General features: G+C 69.3%; 16 protein-coding genes. 7 read left to right on the top strand and 9 right to left on the bottom strand.

Going from position 1 to position 16962, the window contains the following annotated elements; translation table 11 throughout:
- Positions 1-57 precede the first annotated feature (57 nt).
- Positions 58-804 (bottom strand): endo alpha-1,4 polygalactosaminidase, encoded by a 747-nt coding sequence (locus ACIBJE_RS24160; RefSeq protein WP_396751927.1) that lies wholly within the window; start codon positions 802-804, stop codon positions 58-60.
- 982 nt (positions 805-1786) lie between these two features.
- The gene (locus tag ACIBJE_RS24155; protein ID WP_396751925.1) at positions 1787-2224 is read right to left on the bottom strand and encodes a GNAT family N-acetyltransferase; all 438 of its coding nucleotides are present in this window, start codon (positions 2222-2224) and stop codon (positions 1787-1789) included.
- Between the two features lie 500 nt (positions 2225-2724).
- On the opposite strand from ACIBJE_RS24155, the gene ACIBJE_RS24150 reads away from it, so the two are divergent.
- The gene (locus ACIBJE_RS24150; protein ID WP_396751923.1) at positions 2725-3732 is read left to right on the top strand and encodes a glycoside hydrolase family 11 protein; all 1008 of its coding nucleotides are present in this window, start codon (positions 2725-2727) and stop codon (positions 3730-3732) included.
- Positions 3733-4002: 270 nt separating this feature from the next.
- On the opposite strand, the gene ACIBJE_RS24145 is transcribed toward ACIBJE_RS24150, so the two are convergent.
- Positions 4003-5160 (bottom strand): helix-turn-helix domain-containing protein, encoded by a 1158-nt coding sequence (locus tag ACIBJE_RS24145; protein ID WP_396751921.1) that lies wholly within the window; start codon positions 5158-5160, stop codon positions 4003-4005.
- A gap of 176 nt (positions 5161-5336) precedes the next feature.
- Between ACIBJE_RS24145 and ACIBJE_RS24140 the strand changes: the two genes are divergently transcribed.
- On the top strand, positions 5337-6650 hold the full coding sequence (locus ACIBJE_RS24140; RefSeq protein ID WP_396751919.1) for a YncE family protein: 1314 nt from the start codon (positions 5337-5339) through the stop codon (positions 6648-6650).
- A gap of 113 nt (positions 6651-6763) precedes the next feature.
- On the opposite strand, the gene ACIBJE_RS24135 is transcribed toward ACIBJE_RS24140, so the two are convergent.
- Complete coding sequence (locus ACIBJE_RS24135; protein ID WP_396751917.1) at positions 6764-8101, bottom strand: M23 family metallopeptidase; 1338 nt, start codon at positions 8099-8101, stop codon at positions 6764-6766.
- 112 nt (positions 8102-8213) lie between these two features.
- On the opposite strand from ACIBJE_RS24135, the gene ACIBJE_RS24130 reads away from it, so the two are divergent.
- Positions 8214-8648: a VOC family protein gene (locus ACIBJE_RS24130; protein ID WP_396751916.1), complete on the top strand. Its 435-nt coding sequence runs from the start codon at positions 8214-8216 to the stop codon at positions 8646-8648.
- 127 nt (positions 8649-8775) lie between these two features.
- On the opposite strand, the gene ACIBJE_RS24125 is transcribed toward ACIBJE_RS24130, so the two are convergent.
- The 5 genes from ACIBJE_RS24125 to ACIBJE_RS24105 form a co-directional block, all read right to left on the bottom strand.
- A complete protein-coding gene (locus ACIBJE_RS24125) occupies positions 8776-9756 on the bottom strand; it encodes a hypothetical protein (RefSeq protein ID WP_396751913.1) in 981 nt (326 codons plus the stop codon).
- A gap of 170 nt (positions 9757-9926) precedes the next feature.
- Positions 9927-10817, bottom strand: a complete 891-nt coding sequence (locus ACIBJE_RS24120; protein ID WP_396751911.1) for a bile acid:sodium symporter family protein — start codon at positions 10815-10817, stop codon at positions 9927-9929.
- 138 nt (positions 10818-10955) lie between these two features.
- A complete protein-coding gene (locus ACIBJE_RS24115; protein ID WP_396751909.1) occupies positions 10956-12200 on the bottom strand; it encodes an RNA polymerase sigma factor in 1245 nt (414 codons plus the stop codon).
- Entirely contained in the window at positions 12197-12583 is a 387-nt protein-coding gene (locus ACIBJE_RS24110) for a YciI family protein (protein WP_396751907.1), read from the bottom strand. Before ACIBJE_RS24110 ends, ACIBJE_RS24115 begins: the two co-directional genes overlap by 4 nt.
- 5 nt (positions 12584-12588) lie before the next feature.
- Complete coding sequence (locus ACIBJE_RS24105) at positions 12589-12969, bottom strand: YciI family protein (RefSeq protein WP_396751904.1); 381 nt, start codon at positions 12967-12969, stop codon at positions 12589-12591.
- Positions 12970-13413: 444 nt separating this feature from the next.
- Here ACIBJE_RS24105 and ACIBJE_RS24100 point away from each other — a divergent pair, with 444 nt between their 5' ends.
- The 4 genes from ACIBJE_RS24100 to ACIBJE_RS24085 form a co-directional block, all read left to right on the top strand.
- Positions 13414-13848, top strand: a complete 435-nt coding sequence (locus ACIBJE_RS24100; protein ID WP_396751902.1) for a hypothetical protein — start codon at positions 13414-13416, stop codon at positions 13846-13848.
- 114 nt (positions 13849-13962) lie between these two features.
- Positions 13963-14583 carry a YdeI family protein gene (locus ACIBJE_RS24095; protein ID WP_396751899.1) on the top strand — a complete coding sequence of 207 codons (621 nt, stop codon included), beginning with the start codon at positions 13963-13965 and terminating at the stop codon, positions 14581-14583.
- Between the two features lie 115 nt (positions 14584-14698).
- Complete coding sequence (locus tag ACIBJE_RS24090; protein WP_396751896.1) at positions 14699-15499, top strand: XRE family transcriptional regulator; 801 nt, start codon at positions 14699-14701, stop codon at positions 15497-15499.
- A 32-nt stretch (positions 15500-15531) separates the two neighbouring features.
- A partial coding sequence (locus ACIBJE_RS24085; RefSeq protein ID WP_396751894.1) for a peptidoglycan DD-metalloendopeptidase family protein occupies positions 15532-16962 on the top strand: 1431 nt, incomplete at its 3' end.

Below are 16962 nucleotides of genomic sequence, written 5' to 3'. Positions count from 1 at the left end.
GGACGGCAGAGCATACGCGGATCTCGATGGACCAGCTTGGCGCTTCGATGACGCGATTCAGCGGCACGGGCGATAGACGGAGTCGTCCAGGTCGAGCGAGAAGAGCACGCCGTTGATGTCGGCCGCGTTGTCAGCCCGACAGAAGGCGGTCGAGGAGCCGTATTCCGCGTGGAGGACCGGCTTGCCGGCAGCGATGAACGGCCGGTATTCGCCGCACTCGTCGTACCGGCTGCACTCCTCGTTGAGCGCCATGTCGAAGTAGTCGACGAGATCGTCAATCTGGTCGAGGTCGTTCTTCAGCACCGTGCTGAGGCCACGGGCGTGGGCGGTGTCGGCGAGAAACCGGTTGTACGCGAGTTGATCGGCGGCGGTCAGCGGGAACCCGGTCCGGTTGACGTAGCCGTCCATGTTGTCGAACTCGACAGCGTCGAACCCCTTCGCCCGGCACATGTCGATTCGTGCCGTCATGATGCGGGCCAGCGGGCTCGTGGGACTGATGTCGCGGACGTCGAGCCACCGTTCGCCGGCCCAACCGTCGAGGTTCTGGCCGAGGAGGCTCGCCGGGAACTGGCCCGCGTCGGGGCGCCAGTCCTCGTAGGAGCCCACGCTGATGTAGCAGATCACCCGAATTCCGGCCCGGTGGAGGGCGGTGACGTCCGCCGAGGACGCCTCAAAACCGTCGATGTCGTAGATGTCGACATCCCGGAAGGGAGGCTTGGGCACCCCCTCGATGACCCAGTTCCAGCTGACCCGCAGCGGCGGACGCCAGCAGTCGGGGCACCGTACCGAGCCGGTCGTGTCCACGGGGCGGGCGGACGGGGATGGTGGTGCGGTCGTTGTCGTCGTCCGGGTAGGCGAGGATGTGGGTACGGACGGCTGGGTCGATGGGGGTGGCGGAGTTGACGCGGACGGGAAGCTGGCCCCGCCCGATGGTGCCGGCTGACTGGAAGTCGAGGTCAGCGGGATGGCTGCGACCAGGCCGAGGACGACGGCCAGCACCACGACGCCGATCCCGGTGAGGTAAAGGGCTCTTGTCCTGGCCATGGCTGCATGTGTCCTGTTCAAAGCGAATTTCCTCGATGAGCACTGTGCTGCTGGCGTCGTGCCAGAAGCCGGGTCGGAGCTCACCTGGGGTGGTGCGGTCGATACGGTTTGCCGCCAGCGGAATGCGCAGGTCCTGGCAGCCGGTGGTGATGGTCCGACTGTCGTCGGCGAGGGTGAGGGGTACGTGTAGTCGGTCAGGCCGCGGTCGACGTAGCTCCCGAACCAGCCGTTGTCCTCGTACCTGAGCACGAGCGCCCCCACCGGTCACCGCGCAACGGGCAAACCCTCCGCACTCGGTGGTCCTCCCCAGACCGTTGCGGCAGTCGGCGTCGGGATGGGGCCGACGGGGGTGGTACCGCTGTCGGCCTCCGGCGGCGTCTCCGAAGACCCGGCGACGGCGGAGGCGGGAAGTGATGCCGGATCCGCCGGATCGACGCTCGACCAGGAGGAAAGGTCGGTGTCTCCGGTCCATAGGTGCTCCTGCCGCTCGGCGCGCCCGAGGCCCCTCTCGCCGTTGTCGCCGCTGTCGCCGGCGCTGAGCATCCACGCGAGTGTCGCCAAGGGCGCCAGGAAGCTGACGGCGAGGAAAACTCCACCCCGTCGCGCCGCCTTGGTTCGTTGCGTGGCTGGTAAGCGGGTCTGCATCCGGAGGGGGGAGGACCAGCGCCGGGCACCGTATCCGTCGTCACGGGTCTCCCGTTGCAATATGTCGTACCAGGTCAACACGCGCGAGTCACCTGCCCTACGTGGATGGGGTCTCGCACAGAGCACGGCTGCCGGAGGGCATTCCGTTCACCAACGCCGCGAGCGTCATTCCGAGCTTCGCCATGATGTTGCGCGAACCATGGTTGACCGCCATCGTCTCAGCCCAGACCACGCGCACACCGAGTTCCGTGAACGCCTTGGCCAGCAACGCCCGCGAGCCCTCGGTGGCGTAACCGTTGAACGCGCCGCCGTCCTTCTCGTGCGCGGCGAACAGTCCGAGGTTGCCGTCCCACCTCTCGTAGCCGGCGAGGATGTTCGGGAGGTGGCGCTCGCGGACGACCTCCGGCGCGGTCGGTTCGCCGCCGGTCAGGTAGCGCATCACCGCCGGGTCGCTGTCCAGCTCGATCAGCAGGTCCGCGTCATCGGCGGTGAAGCGGCGCAGGGTCAGGCGCTCGGTCTCCAGGTAGGTGTCCACGAAGCGATCGCGCCGGAAGCAGGTCGGGCAGCCCAGCGGTTTCCCCGGCGACTCGGGGCGTCGGCGCCCTCACCCCGGGCCCGCGGGCATTCATTTGAGTGATCACGATAGGACGGGTTCCGAAACTTCCGAGAATGGCAGCCGCTACCGCGCTCCTCAGCCGCCGATGGAGGAACTGTCGATCCGGACCCGGTTCGTCTACAAGTACCGCTGGCCAGCATTGAAGCTCCTCGACGACCACTCGCAGTCCGCGGCTTGTTTCCGTAACATTTCCGAAAGTTGTTGACAGGCTGAGAGCTGGGCCCATAACGTCGCCATCGACGGCACTGAATCGCTGTCGACACCACCACCGCGACCCATCCGCGAGCATGCGGGACGACCGGCGCACCCCCACCGCACGACCACATGCCGGGCGTCCGGCTGCCCTCACCTGGCCGCCGAGCCCACCGGGTCGCCACCGCGCTGCTGGCCCCCGCCAGCCGTCCCGAGGAGGAAGGCACATGAGCCACCCGACCACACCGAGGAGGCGTAGCCGCATCCGGCTGCTCCTCGGCGCCGTGTGCGCCACCGCGCTCGCCATCAGCGGCACGGTCCTGGCCGCCCCGCACGCCGCCCAGGCCGAGGCCGACCGGACCCTCACCTCGAACACCACCGGCACGCACAACGGCTACTACTTCTCGTTCTGGAAGGACAGCGGCAACGCCAGCATGACGCTGCGCGCCGACGGCCGGTACAGCAGCAGCTGGGACCGGAGCACCAACAACTGGGTCGGCGGCAAGGGCTGGGCCACCGGCACCCGCCGGACGATCAGTTACTCGGGCAACTACAACCCGGGCAACAACAACACCTACCTCGCCCTGTACGGATGGACGCGCAACCCGCTCATCGAGTACTACGTGGTGGAGAACTTCGGCAGCTACAACCCGAGCAGCGGCGCCCAGCGGCTGGGTTCGGTCACCACCGACGGCGGCACCTACGACATCCTGCGCAGCCAGCGGGTCAACGCGCCCTGCATCGACGGCGACCGCTGCACCTTCTACCAGTACTGGAGCGTGCGTCAGCAGAAGCGGAGCAGCGGCACCATCACCACCGCCAACCACTTCGACGCCTGGGCGCGTGTCGGCCTGAACCTCGGCAGCCACTACTACCAGATCATGGCCACCGAGGGTTACCAGAGCCAGGGAAGCTCCGACATCACCGTCTGGGAGGGCGGGGGCGGCAACCCCACCACCCCTCCGCCGAGCGGCAACTGCACCGCCGTGCTCTCGGCCGGTCAGCAGTGGGGTGACCGGTTCAACCTGGACGTCGCGGTCAGCGGCACCAACAACTGGGTGGTCACCCTCAACCTGAACGGTGGCCAGAGCATCCAGAACAGTTGGAACGCCTCGGTCAGCGGCACCACCGGAGCCGTCACCGCCCGCCCGAACGGCAACGGCAACAACTTCGGGGTGACCATCATGGCGAACGGCAACTGGACCTGGCCGACGGTCACCTGCCGGACGGGCTGACCTCACCCGTCCCCTGACACCGCAACCCGTGGCGGGGGGGGCGGGGCCCCCCCCCCCCCCCCCGGGCGCCCCCCCCGCCCCGCCCCGGGGGGGGGGGGGCCCGGGCGCCCGGAGGCCCCCCCCGGGCGCCCCGCCCCCCCCCCCCCCCCCGGGGCGGGCCCCCCCCCCCCCCCCCCCCCCCCCCCCCCCGGGGGGGGGGGGGGCGGCCCCCCCCCCCCCACCTCTCGTCAGCACCACCGGCCCGGCAGCGTGTGTCGGCGGAACGGGACGCTATTCGGCCAGCCAGGTCCGCAGCGCCCACCACCAGCGCAGGGTGACCAGCACCGGCCACCGGCCGTCCGGTTCGGCCAGCAGCGGAGGCATGCCGACCAGTTCCCGCAACCGGCGCATCCGGTACCGGACGGTGTTGGGGTGCAGGTGCAGGGCGGTCGCCGTGTGGTCGAGCCGCTGTCCGTGGTCCAGGTAGGCCAGCGCGGTCGAGGCCAACTGCCGGTGGAACCCGTCCGCCGGGTCCAAAGCCGCCAGCAGGGTCGTACCGAGCAGGTCGGCCAGGACCGGTTGGGCGGCCAGGGCGGTCTCCCCGGCCAGCTCGACCAGGGTGTGCCGGCCGCGCAGTCCGGCACCGGCCGCGACGTGCAGGGCGGCGACGCAGAGCGCGTGCAGGACGGGCAGTCGGTCGAGCGGCCGGGCGGGCGCCACCACCACGAGGGTGGTGGCATCGAGCGTCTCGTTCGGCAGCCGGCGCGGGGAGAGCCCGGTGAGCCGGTCGTCGACCGTACCGAAGACGCCCCCGCAGCGGGACAGCCGGCGCTCGGCCGCGCGGATCCGGGCCGGGTCGGTCACGTCGGTGACCACGCAGTGGTACCGCCCGTCCGGTCGCAGCCCGAAGCGGAGCAGATCCTCCCGGCAGCCGGCGGTCGGACCGTCGGCGAGCAGCCGGCGCAGCATCCGGTTGCGGGCGTCCTGGTCGGTGCGGGCCAGATCGCGTTCGGCGGCGTGGTAGCCGTCGACCAGGGCACGTTCCAACGCGCCCGCGTACCGGTCGAGGTCGAGCAGGCCCTCCAGGAGCGCGGTGTCCGGGATGCCGGCCGCCCGGCCCCGGTCGAGTGCGGCCTCCACCACCACGCGCCGTCCGGCCTGGACGCCCCGGAGCAGACCGGTCACCGACACGCCCTGCGCGGCACGGGCGGCACCCAGCCGCCGGACCTCGACGAAGTCGCGTTCGGTCGGGTCGGCCAGCAGCTCGAACGAGGCCAGCCCGGCGGCGAGCAGGGCCGCAACGTGCCGGCGGTTCTCCGCCCACGGCAGTCGGGCGACCTCGGCCGAGCTGGCCCGCGCCGCCTCGACCATCTCGTCCACGATCCGCTGGTCCGCGGCGATGTCGCGCAGCAACGCCCCGAGAGACACCAGCCGCTCCGGCAGCGCCATCAGTCCCGCTCCCCTCGACCGTCGCTGTGGCCGACGCACAACGGTTCGCCCGGGCGTTGGACCTCGGCTCCTACCGAGAGTCCGGGTTCGACTGATTTCCTTCCGTTACCGCAAAGTAACACCGTGTCGCGTCGAGCGGAACGCCGGCACGGGTACCTCTCGGTCAGGAGCGGTCCATGACAGCAGCAGTGTCCTCGCCCCCGCGCGCCCGTGGTCGCCGTCGCCGCTGGTACGGCGCGGCCGTCGCCACCCTCGCCCTCCTCGTCACCGGCGCACCCGTCCCGGCCGGTGCCGCCGGTCCCACCGAACCGGTCCGGGTCGCCGCTCCGGTCAGCGGCAGCAGCCTCCAGGAGGTGATGTTCGTCGGCAACAACTGGGAAGGCACGGTCGACGTCATCCGCGCCCGGGGCGACTACGCCAAAATCGGCCGGATCAACGTCGTCCCCGACAAGACCGAACGGCTCTGGGAGATCTACCTCAACCCCATCAAGCTCGCCTTCTACCTCGGCGTCCGGGAGGGGCCGGGCGAGGGGCACGACCAACTGGTCGACGACATGTACAGCACGCCGGACGGTACGGCTGTGGTCGCCTCCCGGCCCAGCTTCGCCGACGTGGTCTCGATCGACGTGGCCACCGGTGCCGTCCGCTGGCGGTTCCCGGTCTCCGGGTACCGCTCGGACCACATGGCGGTCTCCCCCGACGGCAGCAAGGTGGCGGTCTCGGCCTCCCTGTCCAACCGGGTGCACGTGCTCGACATCAACACCGGCCGGGAACTCGGGTCGTTCAAGACCGGGGACAAGCCGCACGAGAACATCTACACCAAGGACGGCCGGTACATCTGGAACATGTCGATCGGGGAGGTGACCACCTCCCTCGACGACCCGGACCAGGACTGGACCAAGGGCGACCGCAAGATCACCATCGCCGACGCCAACACCTTCGCCACCGTACGGACCATCGACATGCGGCCCCGGCTGAACGCGGTCGGTCGCACCGACCTCTCCGACGCCGTCCGCCCGGCGGTCTTCACGCCCGACGAGACCAAGTTCTACTTCCAGGTGTCGTTCTTCAACGGGGTCCTCGAGTACGACGTGGCCTCCGACACCATCACCCGGATCGGCACGCTGCCCAAGAACCCCGACACCAACGAGGACCGGACGACCTGGGTCAACGACTCCCGGCACCACGGCCTGTCGATGAGCCCGGACGGGTCGAAGCTCTGCGTGGCCGGCACCATGGACGAGTACGCCACCATCGTCGACCGCGCCACCCTGCGCCCCGGCCCACTGGTGACGGCGGGCAAGCCGTACTGGGCCACGGTCAGCGGCGACGGCCGGGACTGTGTCATCTCCGAGTCGGACACCGACCGGGTCACCGCGATCAACTTCGCCACCGGCCAGAAGGTGGCCAGTGTGGCGGTCGGCGACCACCCGCAGCGGGTCCGGATCGGGGGTCTGCCCACGGGTTGGACCCCGCCGCCCGCAGGCTGACCCGGCCACCGGTACGCCGGCGTCGCCCTCACCGTCCCACGCCCAACGTCACGTCTGACGCCCGGCGTCGCGCTCCCCGCCGCCTCGGCGGGGAGCGCTCTGCCGCGTGCCGGTCAGCTGGTGACGGCGATCCCGCCGACCTGCCCGCCACCGGCCATGGACAACCAGCCGGCGTACGCGCCCTGCTTGGCGAAGAAGTTGCCGCCCCCGACGAAGGCGAACCAGTCCTCAGCGCCCAACGCGATGTCGCGCACCTGGCCGCCCTCGGCCATGGCCAGCCACGGGGCGTACACGCCGTCCTTGGCGTAGAAGTTGCCGCCCTGCAACCAGCCGATCCAGTTGCCGGCCAGCACCACCTTCGACGCCCCACCGGCGTTCACCGCCTGCCACGGCGCGTACGCCCCGTCCTTGGCGTACAGCACCCCGGCCGAGTTCACGAAGGCGAACCGGTCACCACTGACCGCGATGTCGCGCACCTGACCGCCGCCGGCCAGCGTCAGCCACTCCGCGTGGATGCCGTTCTTGGCGTAGAAGTTGCCCCGTTCCACCCAGCCGATCCAGTTGCCGGCCAGCACCACCCTCGACGCCCCACCGCTGTTGATCGCCCGCCACGTGGCGTACGCCCCGTCCTTCGCGTACACCACCCCGGCGGAGTTCACGAACGCGAACCGGTCCCCACTGACCGCGATGTCGCGCACCTGACCGCCCTCGGCCAGTGCCAGCCAGGGGGCGTACACCCCGTCCTTCGCGTAGAAGTTGCCGCCCTGCAACCAGCCGATCCAGTTGCCGCCCAGCACCACCTTCGACGCCCCACCGGCGTTCACCGCCTGCCACGGCGCGTACGCCCCGTCCTTGGCGTACAGCACCCCGGCCGAGTTCACGAACGCGAACCGGTCGGGGATCGCATTGACCGGCGACAGGTCGGCGAAGGGCAGGTTGATCGGCGCGCCCTTCGTCACGGTGCCGCCGCAGGAGTAGGCCGGACCGATGTCGTACACCGCCCCGTTGCGCCGGATCTCGAAGTGCAGGTGCGGACCGGTGGAATTGCCCGTGCTGCCGACGTGCCCCAGCACCTGCCCCTGAGTGACCTGCTGCCCCACCGCCACCGACGGCTGCCGCACCATGTGCAGGTACCGGGTCTGGTAACCGGCGGCGTGCTCCAGGGTGACCTGGTAGCCGCCACCACTGGTGAAGCCGGCCGCCGCGACCGTGCCCGGATACGCCGCCCCGATCGCCGCCCCGCTGTTGCCAGCGACGTCCACCCCGTAGTGGTCGGCGTCCACCGAACCACACCGGTTCGACAACACCCCGGTCACCCGCCCGCCGACCGGCTGGACCATGACACCGGCGGCGGCACCCGCCGGCTGCGCCGGGACGAGCACGAGTCCGCACAGGACGGCAAGGAGGGACATGACCGCCCGCCGCCGCCTCCCCACTGTTCTCCTGGTCACGCCACGTCCTCTTCTCGCTCCCGTCGACATCGACCGACGTCAAGAAAAAGATAAACGATCATCTGGGCGAAAGGGAGGTGCGGCTCGACGAGCTCATCTCTATGGTGGACGGATGGCATCGGTCAAGCAGTTCCAGGTCACCTTCGACTGTGCGGACCCGGAGCGCGTCGCCCGCTTCTGGTGCGAGGTGTTGGGGTACGTCGTACCGCCGCCACCGAAGGGGTTCGCCAGCTGGGACGAGTTCGACCGCGCGCTGCCGCCCGAGCGTCAGGGATCGTCGTTCGCCTGCATCGATCCCGCAGGGGTGGGCCCGCGACTGTTCTTCCAACGCGTTCCCGAAGGCAAAGTCGTCAAGAATCGGCTGCACCTCGACGTACGGGTGGGCACCGGGCTCGTGGGTGAGGAGCGCCTGGCCGCACTCGAAGCCGAATGCGCACGACTGGTCGCGCTCGGCGCGGAACGCGTGCAACTACTGCGTGCCGATGGCGTCAACGAGTCTTGCCTAGCGATGCAGGACGTCGAGGGCAACGAATTCTGTCTCGACTGAACGGCCGCGAACGGCGTCACCACGCTACCCGTCCACCGGAGCCGGAACGGGCCCACCGTTCCCGAGCAGCGGACAACGGGCGATCACTCGTCGGGCGATCCACGATCAGCGGGGTGGATACCCGACGTTACTGGGAGAGGCGGCGCCCGGTCTTTTCCACCGGCGTGTAGTCGGGCAGTTCCTTGGGCGTCGAACCGCCGGTGATGATATTGCTGTCGCGCACGAACCTGGTCGGGTCGGGATTGCCGGTCAGCTGGGTCAACGCCGCCCTGATGTGCCCGACCTTCTCGTCCGCGTCGACCGCACTGCTCGTGTCCTTCTGGGCCGGGGTCGCGACCGTGACCGGGTCCCTGAACCTGGCGGCCACCGCCTTGACGATCGCCTCGCCGTCCGTGGTGGCGTTGATCTCGGCGGCGGTGACCCACACCTCCACCGAGTTGGTCGCCGGGAGATACCGGCGGCTGACCGTCAGGCAGCCCAGCACGTCTCCCGCCGGGATGCTCAGCGACGCCACCTCCCGGGAGTACGCCAGGTGCGGGGCGGCGTACCGCTGCACCTTGTAGGTCTCCAGCCAGTGCCGCATCCGGACGACGTAGATGCTGGTGGGCTTGGCGAAGGAGGTGGCCAGCGCCTGCGGGTCGAACGGGAACAGGCTGGCGATCTGGAAGTCGAGGGTGGCGCAGACCGCGGTCTCCACGTCCAGGTCCACGTTGCCGACCCGCAGCGCCACCGACTCCCGCTCCAACTCGTTGGTGACCCGCGCGATCTCGGTACGGACCTCCGCCTCCGACCTGCCCTTCATCGCCCTGGTGACGCTCGCCGCGATGTCCTGTCGCGCGTCGTCCAGCCGCTTCCTCTTCGCCTTCGTCGAACTGTCGGTGTATTCGGTGTCGAGCCAGTCGACCACCAGACGTTTCCGCTGGAAACCGGTCCGGTAGATGTCGGCCGACGGCCGGGTGTCGCTGCGGAAGGCGATCGGGAACGACCCGCCGTCACCCAGCCGGAAATGCCGGAACAGTGAATCGCCCACGATCAGCACGTCGGGAATCTCACCGGTACCGTCGCTCGCGGTGGCAATCTTGTGCCCGGGAAGGCGGTAGGAATCCATGGGCAGGGACGCTATCCGCCCGGAAACCCCCTGCCCACCGTCGAGTCGGCTTCGCTACAGGCCGCTTTCGGCCGTCCACAGTCAATGGTGAATATCGGCTGGTCAATCAATTACTTGGAGCGGCGGCGGCGATTACTCCTCCTTGACGACCGACCTCGCCGGTGTTCGGCTCACGCCGTCCGGCCTCGACCCGCCTCGACCGGGGCACGTCGCCGGCTGACCAGGTAGCCGAAGACGGCGGCGGTGAAGAACATGACGATGCCGTAGACGGCGGCCGGGATCGCGATCTGGGTACTGTCCAGCAGTGCCGGGCTGATCGCGATGGTGATGGCCAACGTGCTGTTGTGAATGCCGACCTCCATGCCGGCGGCGATCGACTCGCGCCGGCCGACGCCGGCCAGCCTCGGCACGCCGTACCCGATCAGCAGGCTGATCACGTTGAAGGCCAGCACCACCGCGCCGACCGCGACGAAGTAGTCGGCGAGGTTGGCCCGTTCCTTGAGCACCGCCCCGAGGATCACCGCGACCAGCACGACCACCGAGAGGATTTTCACCGGCCGGCCGAGCCGGTCGGCGAACCCGGGGAATCGCGACCGTAGGGCCATCCCGAGGGCGACCGGCACCAGCACGATCGCGAAGACCTGGAGCACCTTGTCCAACTGGAGCCCGATCGGTGCCGCGTCACCGAGGAAGTGATCCGCCGACAGGTTCACCACCACGGGCAGGGTGACCACGGCGAGCACCGAGTTGACCGCGGTGAGCGTGACGTTGACGGCGACGTGACCGCCGAAGAGGTGGCTGTAGAGGTTGGCGGTGGTCCCGCCGGGCGAGGCGGCGAGCAGCATCATGCCGACGGCCAGCTCGGGCCGGAGCCCGAAGAGCAGGACCAGACCGAAGCAGAGCGCCGGCAGCAGCACCACCTGGCAGCCGAGGGCGACGAGCACCAGCTTCGGATACGCCGCCACCCGCCGGAAATCGCCGACGGTGAGACCCAACCCGAGGCCGAGCATGACGATGCCGAGCGCGACCGGCAACCCGATCGTCGTCAACCAGGAGTCCATTCGCGGATTGTGCTGGTCGACGCGGCCGGGCGACATCGGCCATATCGGTGATTCTCGATCGAATCCCGATCGGCGCACAGCACCCGGGCGGCGGCCCGGGTTTCGCGACCTCCGAGCCGGGCCGGCTCCACATGTCGGTCAGCCGGCGAGCTGGTTGCGGCGGCGGGTGAGGTAGGCCCGCTCCGCAGGGTTGCCGGCGAGACCGATGGCCCGGTCGTACGCCGCCCGCGACTCGCCGCCACGCCCGAGGCGGCGTAGCAGGTCGGCGCGCGTGGCGTGGAAGGCGTGGTAGCCGTCCAGGACCTCGGCGAGCCGGTCGATCTCGGCGAGCCCGACCCCGGGGCCGTCGACCTCGGCGACCGCGACCGCCCGGTTGAGCCGCACGATCGGCGAGGGGTCGAGCAGCGCCATGTGGCCGTAGAGGGCGACGATGGCGGACCAGTCGGTGTCCCGGGCGGATGGGGCATTCGTGTGGACCGCGTTGATGGCGGCCTGCAGCTGGTAGCGCCCGGGTGGGTCACCGCCGGCCGCCACCGCCTCGAGCCGCTCGCGGACCAGGGCGTTGCCCTCGGCGATCAGGGTGCGGTCCCATGTGCTGCGGTCCTGCTCGTCGAGGGTCACCAACTCCCCGGTACGGGACACGCGCGCCGGCCGCCGGGCGTCGGTGAGGAGCATCAGGGCGAGCAGGCCGGCCACCTCGCCGTCGTCCGGGAGGAGGGTTCGGAGCAGGCGGCCGAGGCGGATCGCCTCGTCGGTCAGCTCGACGCGCACCGGGTCGTCCCCCTCGCTGGCGAGATAGCCCTCGTTGAAGACGAGGTAGACGACCGCGAGCACGCCGGCGAGCCGCTCGCGGATGTCGTCGGCCGAGGGCACCCGGTAGGGGATGTGTGCCGCCTTGATCTTGGCCTTGGCACGGGTGATCCGTCGCGCCATCGTGGTCTCCTGCACCAGAAAGGCGCGGGCGATCTCGGGGACGGTGAGGCCGCCGAGCAGACGCAGGGTGAGCGCCACCCGGGCCTCCATCGCGAGCGCGGGGTGGCAGCAGGTGAAGACCAGTCTGAGCCGGTCGTCCTCGACCGGGCCGGTCGGCTCGGGCGGGGTGTCGTCGTACACGATGCGGGCCGCCTGGTGCTTGGCGTCGCGCTGCGACTCGCGACGGAGCCGGTCGATCGCCTTGCGGGTCGCGGTGGTGGCGAGCCAACCGCCGGGATTGGGCGGTACGCCCTCGCGCGGCCACCGCTCCGCAGCCGCCACGAACGCCTCGGCCGTCGCTTCCTCGGCGACGTCGAGGTCACCGAAACGGCGCGTGAGGCCGGCGACCACCCGCGCCCACTCATCGTGGTAGACCCGGGTGATCGCCTGCTCGACGGTGGGACCGGTCACGCCTCCAGCAGCCCCCGGACGGATTCCTCGGTTCGGAAGGGCCGCACCTCGACCCTGCCGCGGCACGCTTTCGACCCCTCGGCCGCGAGCGCCAGTGCCACGTCGAGGTCGGCCGCCTCGATGACCCAGAAGCCGCCGAGGTGCTCCTTCGTCTCCAGGTACGGCCCGTCGGTGAAGGCCGGCTTCTCGCCCTGCCCGTCGACGGTGGTGGCGGTCGTCGCGGGCTCCAGGCCGTCGGCGAAGACGAGGTGACCGTCCCTCTGAAGCCTCTCGTTGAAGGCGCCGGTGTCGGCGAACGCCTGCAGCATGGCCTCCCGGGAGGGGTAGGTGCCGAACTCGGTGGGCTCGGCCGGTCCGTAGACGGACAGCAGGTACCTGGGCATCGCGCTCACCTCTCCCCAGAGCCGTTACGCCCGGCCTCACCGGGGCCTCGGAAGCGGTGCACCTCCTGCGGCCAGTCGAGCACGGTCGCGAGCCTACCGGCCCAGTATCGCGCCGCCGCGTCGTCGGGCACGTCCACGACGGCGAAACCGCCGAGGTGCTCCTTGGTCTCGACGTACGGGCCGTCGGTGAACACGGGCCTGCCGTCGACCAGTTCGACACTGCACACCGCGGTGGACCGGTCGAGCCCGCCGTTGCTGAAGATCAGGACACCCTCGGCCTGCATCTCCGCGATCACGGCGCGGGCGGCCGTGCCCTTCGCGCGCACCTCCTCCGCCGTGTGTTCGGGCACCCACTCGTCGTTGAAGGTGATCAGGTACTCCGTCATGGTCGTCTCCTATCGGTCCCGGGACGGGAGCCTCTCCCGACTCCCCGTGTCCGACGGCCCGGCCGGCCGCCGCACACCAGTTCCACGAACGGCTGCACCCTGATACGACACCATCCCGGAAACTCCTCTTCACGGCAGATCCGGGATCGGTCCGCTGGCGAACCACGATCCGCTGGTTGCCGCGATCGACGCCGTCCACGACGCGGTGATCGCCCACGGCGACGATCGCGACCGCTGCCGCACCGACGCCCACATCGCCCTGCACTGAGCATCCCCGTCGGCATACTCAGTGTCATCGCCCACCGAACTTCGCCAGCAGCTCCCGACCGTGCACGGAGACTAAACACCCGTGCACCCAGCCACAACGACAGGCGTGGATGCGGCGGGCAGTCTCGTCTCAGGAAGTCGGCTCATCCGAAGCGACAACACCGAGAAGGGGAAATCATGCGCTCGTGGGCAAGGAAACTCCACCGGGCCACCGCCGTGGCCCTGGTCCTCGCCATGCTGCCGATCATGTCCGGCACGGCGCAGGCCGCCGACGTGGCCTACAACCAGAAGAACCAACAGCTGACTGCCACGCCGATCAGCGGGATGCCGATCGCGTCGGTCAGCCGCGAGATCACGCTCCAGGACGGCACCTACGGCTGGTGGACCTTCCCCACATCGGCACCATGCCAGACCTACACCGGCCGCATCCTGCCCGGCACGTACACCTGGACGGATCAACTCTGGCCCGGAGTCCCCAGCGCCGGAACCTACCGGCACCACAGCTACCTCACCGAGGAAGACGGCGGCTGGTCGTACCACATCCAATGTGACTTCCAGCTGTCCGCCACCGGTTCGTACACCTGGGGCAGCGGCCTCGATCCTCACTTCTGAGCGGCCCCGGTTCGGAAAAGTCGGTCGGGGTGACGGACGTCGGCGACGGTGAGGGCGAGCCGACGAACCAACCGGCAGCGGCTGCAACCCCAGCCGCAGCGTTAACCTGCCGTCATGGCGAATGCCGAACTGGATGAGTTGATCGTCGCGGACGCCGAGGCGCTGTGTGCGTGGTTGTCGGCCAACCACGCCACGTCGCCCGGCGTCTGGCTCGCCCTGACCAGGAAGGGCGGCACCGTCACGACGCTGACCTGGCAGCAGGCGGTCGACGAGGCCCTGTGCTTCGGCTGGATCGACGGGCAGGCCCGTAAACGGGACCACGAGAGCTCCTGGATCCGGTTCACCCCTCGCCGACCCCGCAGCTCCTGGTCACAACGCAACGTCGCCCACGTGGCCCGGCTGGAAGCCCAGGGACGAATGCAGCCCCCGGGCCGCGCCGCAGTAGAAGCCGCCAAGGCGGATGGACGATGGGCAGCCGCCTACGCCCCACCCTCGGAAGCCGAGGCGCCGGCCGACCTCCTCACCGCCATCGCCGCCGACCCCGCCGCCCAGGCCATGTTCGACGTACTCACCAAAACCAACCGGTTCGCTCTCATCCACCGCCTCAACGCCGTCAAACGGGCACAGACCCGCGAACGAAAGATCGCCGAGTTCGTCGGAATGCTCGCCCGCCACGAGACGATCTACCCGCAGAGGGCCAAGCCGCCGAACTCACCGTCAGCGACATCTTCCTGATCAGACGCACTCACCTGCCACGATCCGGCCCGTAAGGCTGGCGGCTTCAGGTGAAAATGGCGGTGGCTCGTTGGGTGGGACGGTGGAGGAACCGCCAACGTTCGGCGTGCAGTTGATGCGGCTGGCCGAGCTGCGTGGCATGGACGTCACCGCACTGGCCTGCCGGGCATCCGTTGCCGGAGCCGAGATCACGTCGGTTCTCAAGGGAGGCGAGCCTGCGCCGTCACTGCTGCGTCGGCTCGCGTCTGCCCTGGACCTGCACGCCAGCGACCTGTTCGTCGTCGCCGACCGGCAGGTACCCGACGACCTCGCCCCACTGGACCCGACCGCGGCCAGCGCCGTCGGTTCGCTCGCCTGGGATCTGACGTACCTGCCACGCGCTGTACCGGAGCTGCACCATCTCATCCGGGCGATGCCGCAGCAGCCCCGTCCACCGGGGTCGCCGCCGTCGACGCCGCCATCTCGGCGGTACCCGAGCGGCGCCGGCAGCCTGCTGCTGCGCTTACTGCACAACCGCAATCCGAACTGGTCGGGTGCCGCCATGTACCTGTTCGGCATAGGCCGCCGCGACATGCTGCCGGCGTCGACGATCGGCATGATCGGACACGGCAGGAAGACTCTGACACCAGACCTACTGGCCGGGTTCGCCGCCTTCCTCGACATCTCGCCACACGACCTCCGCGCGCTCACCGGCATCGACCTGACGAATACCGGTCGGCCGATCCACCCGGACGCGGCCGAGGTCGCCGCACTGGTCTGGAACGCCCACCGCCTGACCGCCGACCAACTGCGGCAGCTTGACGACCGAGCACACGCCATGCGGCATGAACGCGCCCACGAACTCGAACCGCACCTACGATGCGGCTACCCCGGACATACGGCGTCATCTTCGTTCGGCAGTCGCTGCAACGCCTAGCGAGACCTCACCGACCTGGTGCACAGCAGCCCATGCTCGACGCCGGCTGTCTTCGTGCCCGCACCACATCGGACTGCAGCTCAGCCAAGGTCAACATCCTGGGCTGGAGTACTGGGACCCCTCGGGCGGGCAGACCTCAACTCGGCCTCGCCGATCAGCTGCTTGGCAACTTCAAGGACGCCGCCCATGGCACGACAACAGGCCGTTTACGCGGAGAGCCATTGGCGTTCTTGACAGCCTCGGCCTCGTTGGGACACCCTCTGGGCCAGATCGCGCCCGAAAGTCCGTGGCTCATGGGCGTGGTTGACATTCCACATATCCGCGCCCATCGTGGACACAAGGAGGCCCATTTGCGTCGCAATATCGCAGTCAGCTTGGCTGCGCTTGTCGCCGTGCTCGGAGTCTTGATTCCTCAGAACTCCGCACTCGCCGGCAATGGCGCACCGTTCAAGCTGCCTTACCGGGCTGGACACGCTTATACCATTACCCAGACGCCCGGAAGCGGCTATTCCCACAACGACGGCTATAACCGGCATGCCGTTGACTTCGCCATGCCGCAAGGCACCCCGATCGTCGCGTCGGCGGCCGGCACCGTCCACTACGAGGGATGGAGCACCGGCGGAGGCATCATCGCCTTGATCGACCACGGCAACAATCGTTGCTCTCAGTACGCCCATCTCAGCACCACCATCGTCAACAGAGGGCAATGGGTGGCGCAGGGGCAGCATATCGGCGCGTCCGGTGCCACCGGAAACGTGACCGGTCCACATCTCCACTGGAACATCGTCTACTGCGACTCTCAGCTCAGCCGCGAAATCCCCAATACGGTGGAGACCGGCACCAACTATCCCACCGGCACCGCACCCGTGAGCCAGAACCGCCTTTCCACCGGCCTGCCCGGGGCTGATGGAGAACGGGTTTCCGACTTCAGTGGTGACGGTGTCGCCGATGTCCTCGGAGTCGCTGCCAACGGTGACTTCTGGTACTACCCGCACAATCTTGCCGGCCTCAGCACGCCGGTCAAAATCGGGATCGGTTGGGCGAACTTCAAGCACGTCATGGCTGCGGACTGGAGCGGTGACGGTGCCGCCGACGTTCTAGGAGTCGATTCTTCAGGAAGGCTGCTGTACTACCCGAACAACAGCTACAAACTGTCCGGCTACACGCAGATCGGGCACGGCTGGGCGACCTTCAAACACGTCATGGCCGCCGACTGGAGCGGTGACGGCGCCGCCGACATCCTCGGAGTCGACGCGAACGGAAACCTCTGGTACTACCCCCACAGCGGAACCGGCCTCAGCAACCCGGTCAAAATCGGACACGGCTGGGCGACCTTCAAACACGTCATGGCCGCCGACTGGAGTGGCGACGGCGCCGCCGACATCCTCGGAGTCGACGCGAACGGAAACCTCTGGTACTACCCCCACAGCGGAACCGGCCTCAGCAACCCGGTCAAAATCGGA

The organism is Micromonospora sp. NPDC050187 (assembly GCF_044459745.1).
Taxonomy (GTDB): Bacteria; Actinomycetota; Actinomycetes; order Mycobacteriales; family Micromonosporaceae; genus Micromonospora.
This window is presented reverse-complemented; position numbering and strand designations above follow the sequence as displayed.

What these genes read in the sequence shown, in the direction of transcription:
- ACIBJE_RS24125 (WP_396751913.1), bottom strand. Translation starts at nt 9,756, where the DNA reads ATGGATTCCTACCGCCTTCCCGGGCACAAGATTGCCACCGCGAGCGAC.
- ACIBJE_RS24140 (WP_396751919.1), top strand. Translation starts at nt 5,337, where the DNA reads ATGACAGCAGCAGTGTCCTCGCCCCCGCGCGCCCGTGGTCGCCGTCGC.
- ACIBJE_RS24100 (WP_396751902.1), top strand. Translation starts at nt 13,414, where the DNA reads ATGCGCTCGTGGGCAAGGAAACTCCACCGGGCCACCGCCGTGGCCCTG.
- ACIBJE_RS24145 (WP_396751921.1), bottom strand. Translation starts at nt 5,160, where the DNA reads ATGGCGCTGCCGGAGCGGCTGGTGTCTCTCGGGGCGTTGCTGCGCGAC.
- ACIBJE_RS24090 (WP_396751896.1), top strand. Translation starts at nt 14,699, where the DNA reads ATGCGGCTGGCCGAGCTGCGTGGCATGGACGTCACCGCACTGGCCTGC.
- ACIBJE_RS24150 (WP_396751923.1), top strand. Translation starts at nt 2,725, where the DNA reads ATGAGCCACCCGACCACACCGAGGAGGCGTAGCCGCATCCGGCTGCTC.
- ACIBJE_RS24120 (WP_396751911.1), bottom strand. Translation starts at nt 10,817, where the DNA reads ATGGACTCCTGGTTGACGACGATCGGGTTGCCGGTCGCGCTCGGCATC.
- ACIBJE_RS24130 (WP_396751916.1), top strand. Translation starts at nt 8,214, where the DNA reads ATGGCATCGGTCAAGCAGTTCCAGGTCACCTTCGACTGTGCGGACCCG.
- ACIBJE_RS24110 (WP_396751907.1), bottom strand. Translation starts at nt 12,583, where the DNA reads ATGCCCAGGTACCTGCTGTCCGTCTACGGACCGGCCGAGCCCACCGAG.
- ACIBJE_RS24105 (WP_396751904.1), bottom strand. Translation starts at nt 12,969, where the DNA reads ATGACGGAGTACCTGATCACCTTCAACGACGAGTGGGTGCCCGAACAC.
- ACIBJE_RS24095 (WP_396751899.1), top strand. Translation starts at nt 13,963, where the DNA reads ATGGCGAATGCCGAACTGGATGAGTTGATCGTCGCGGACGCCGAGGCG.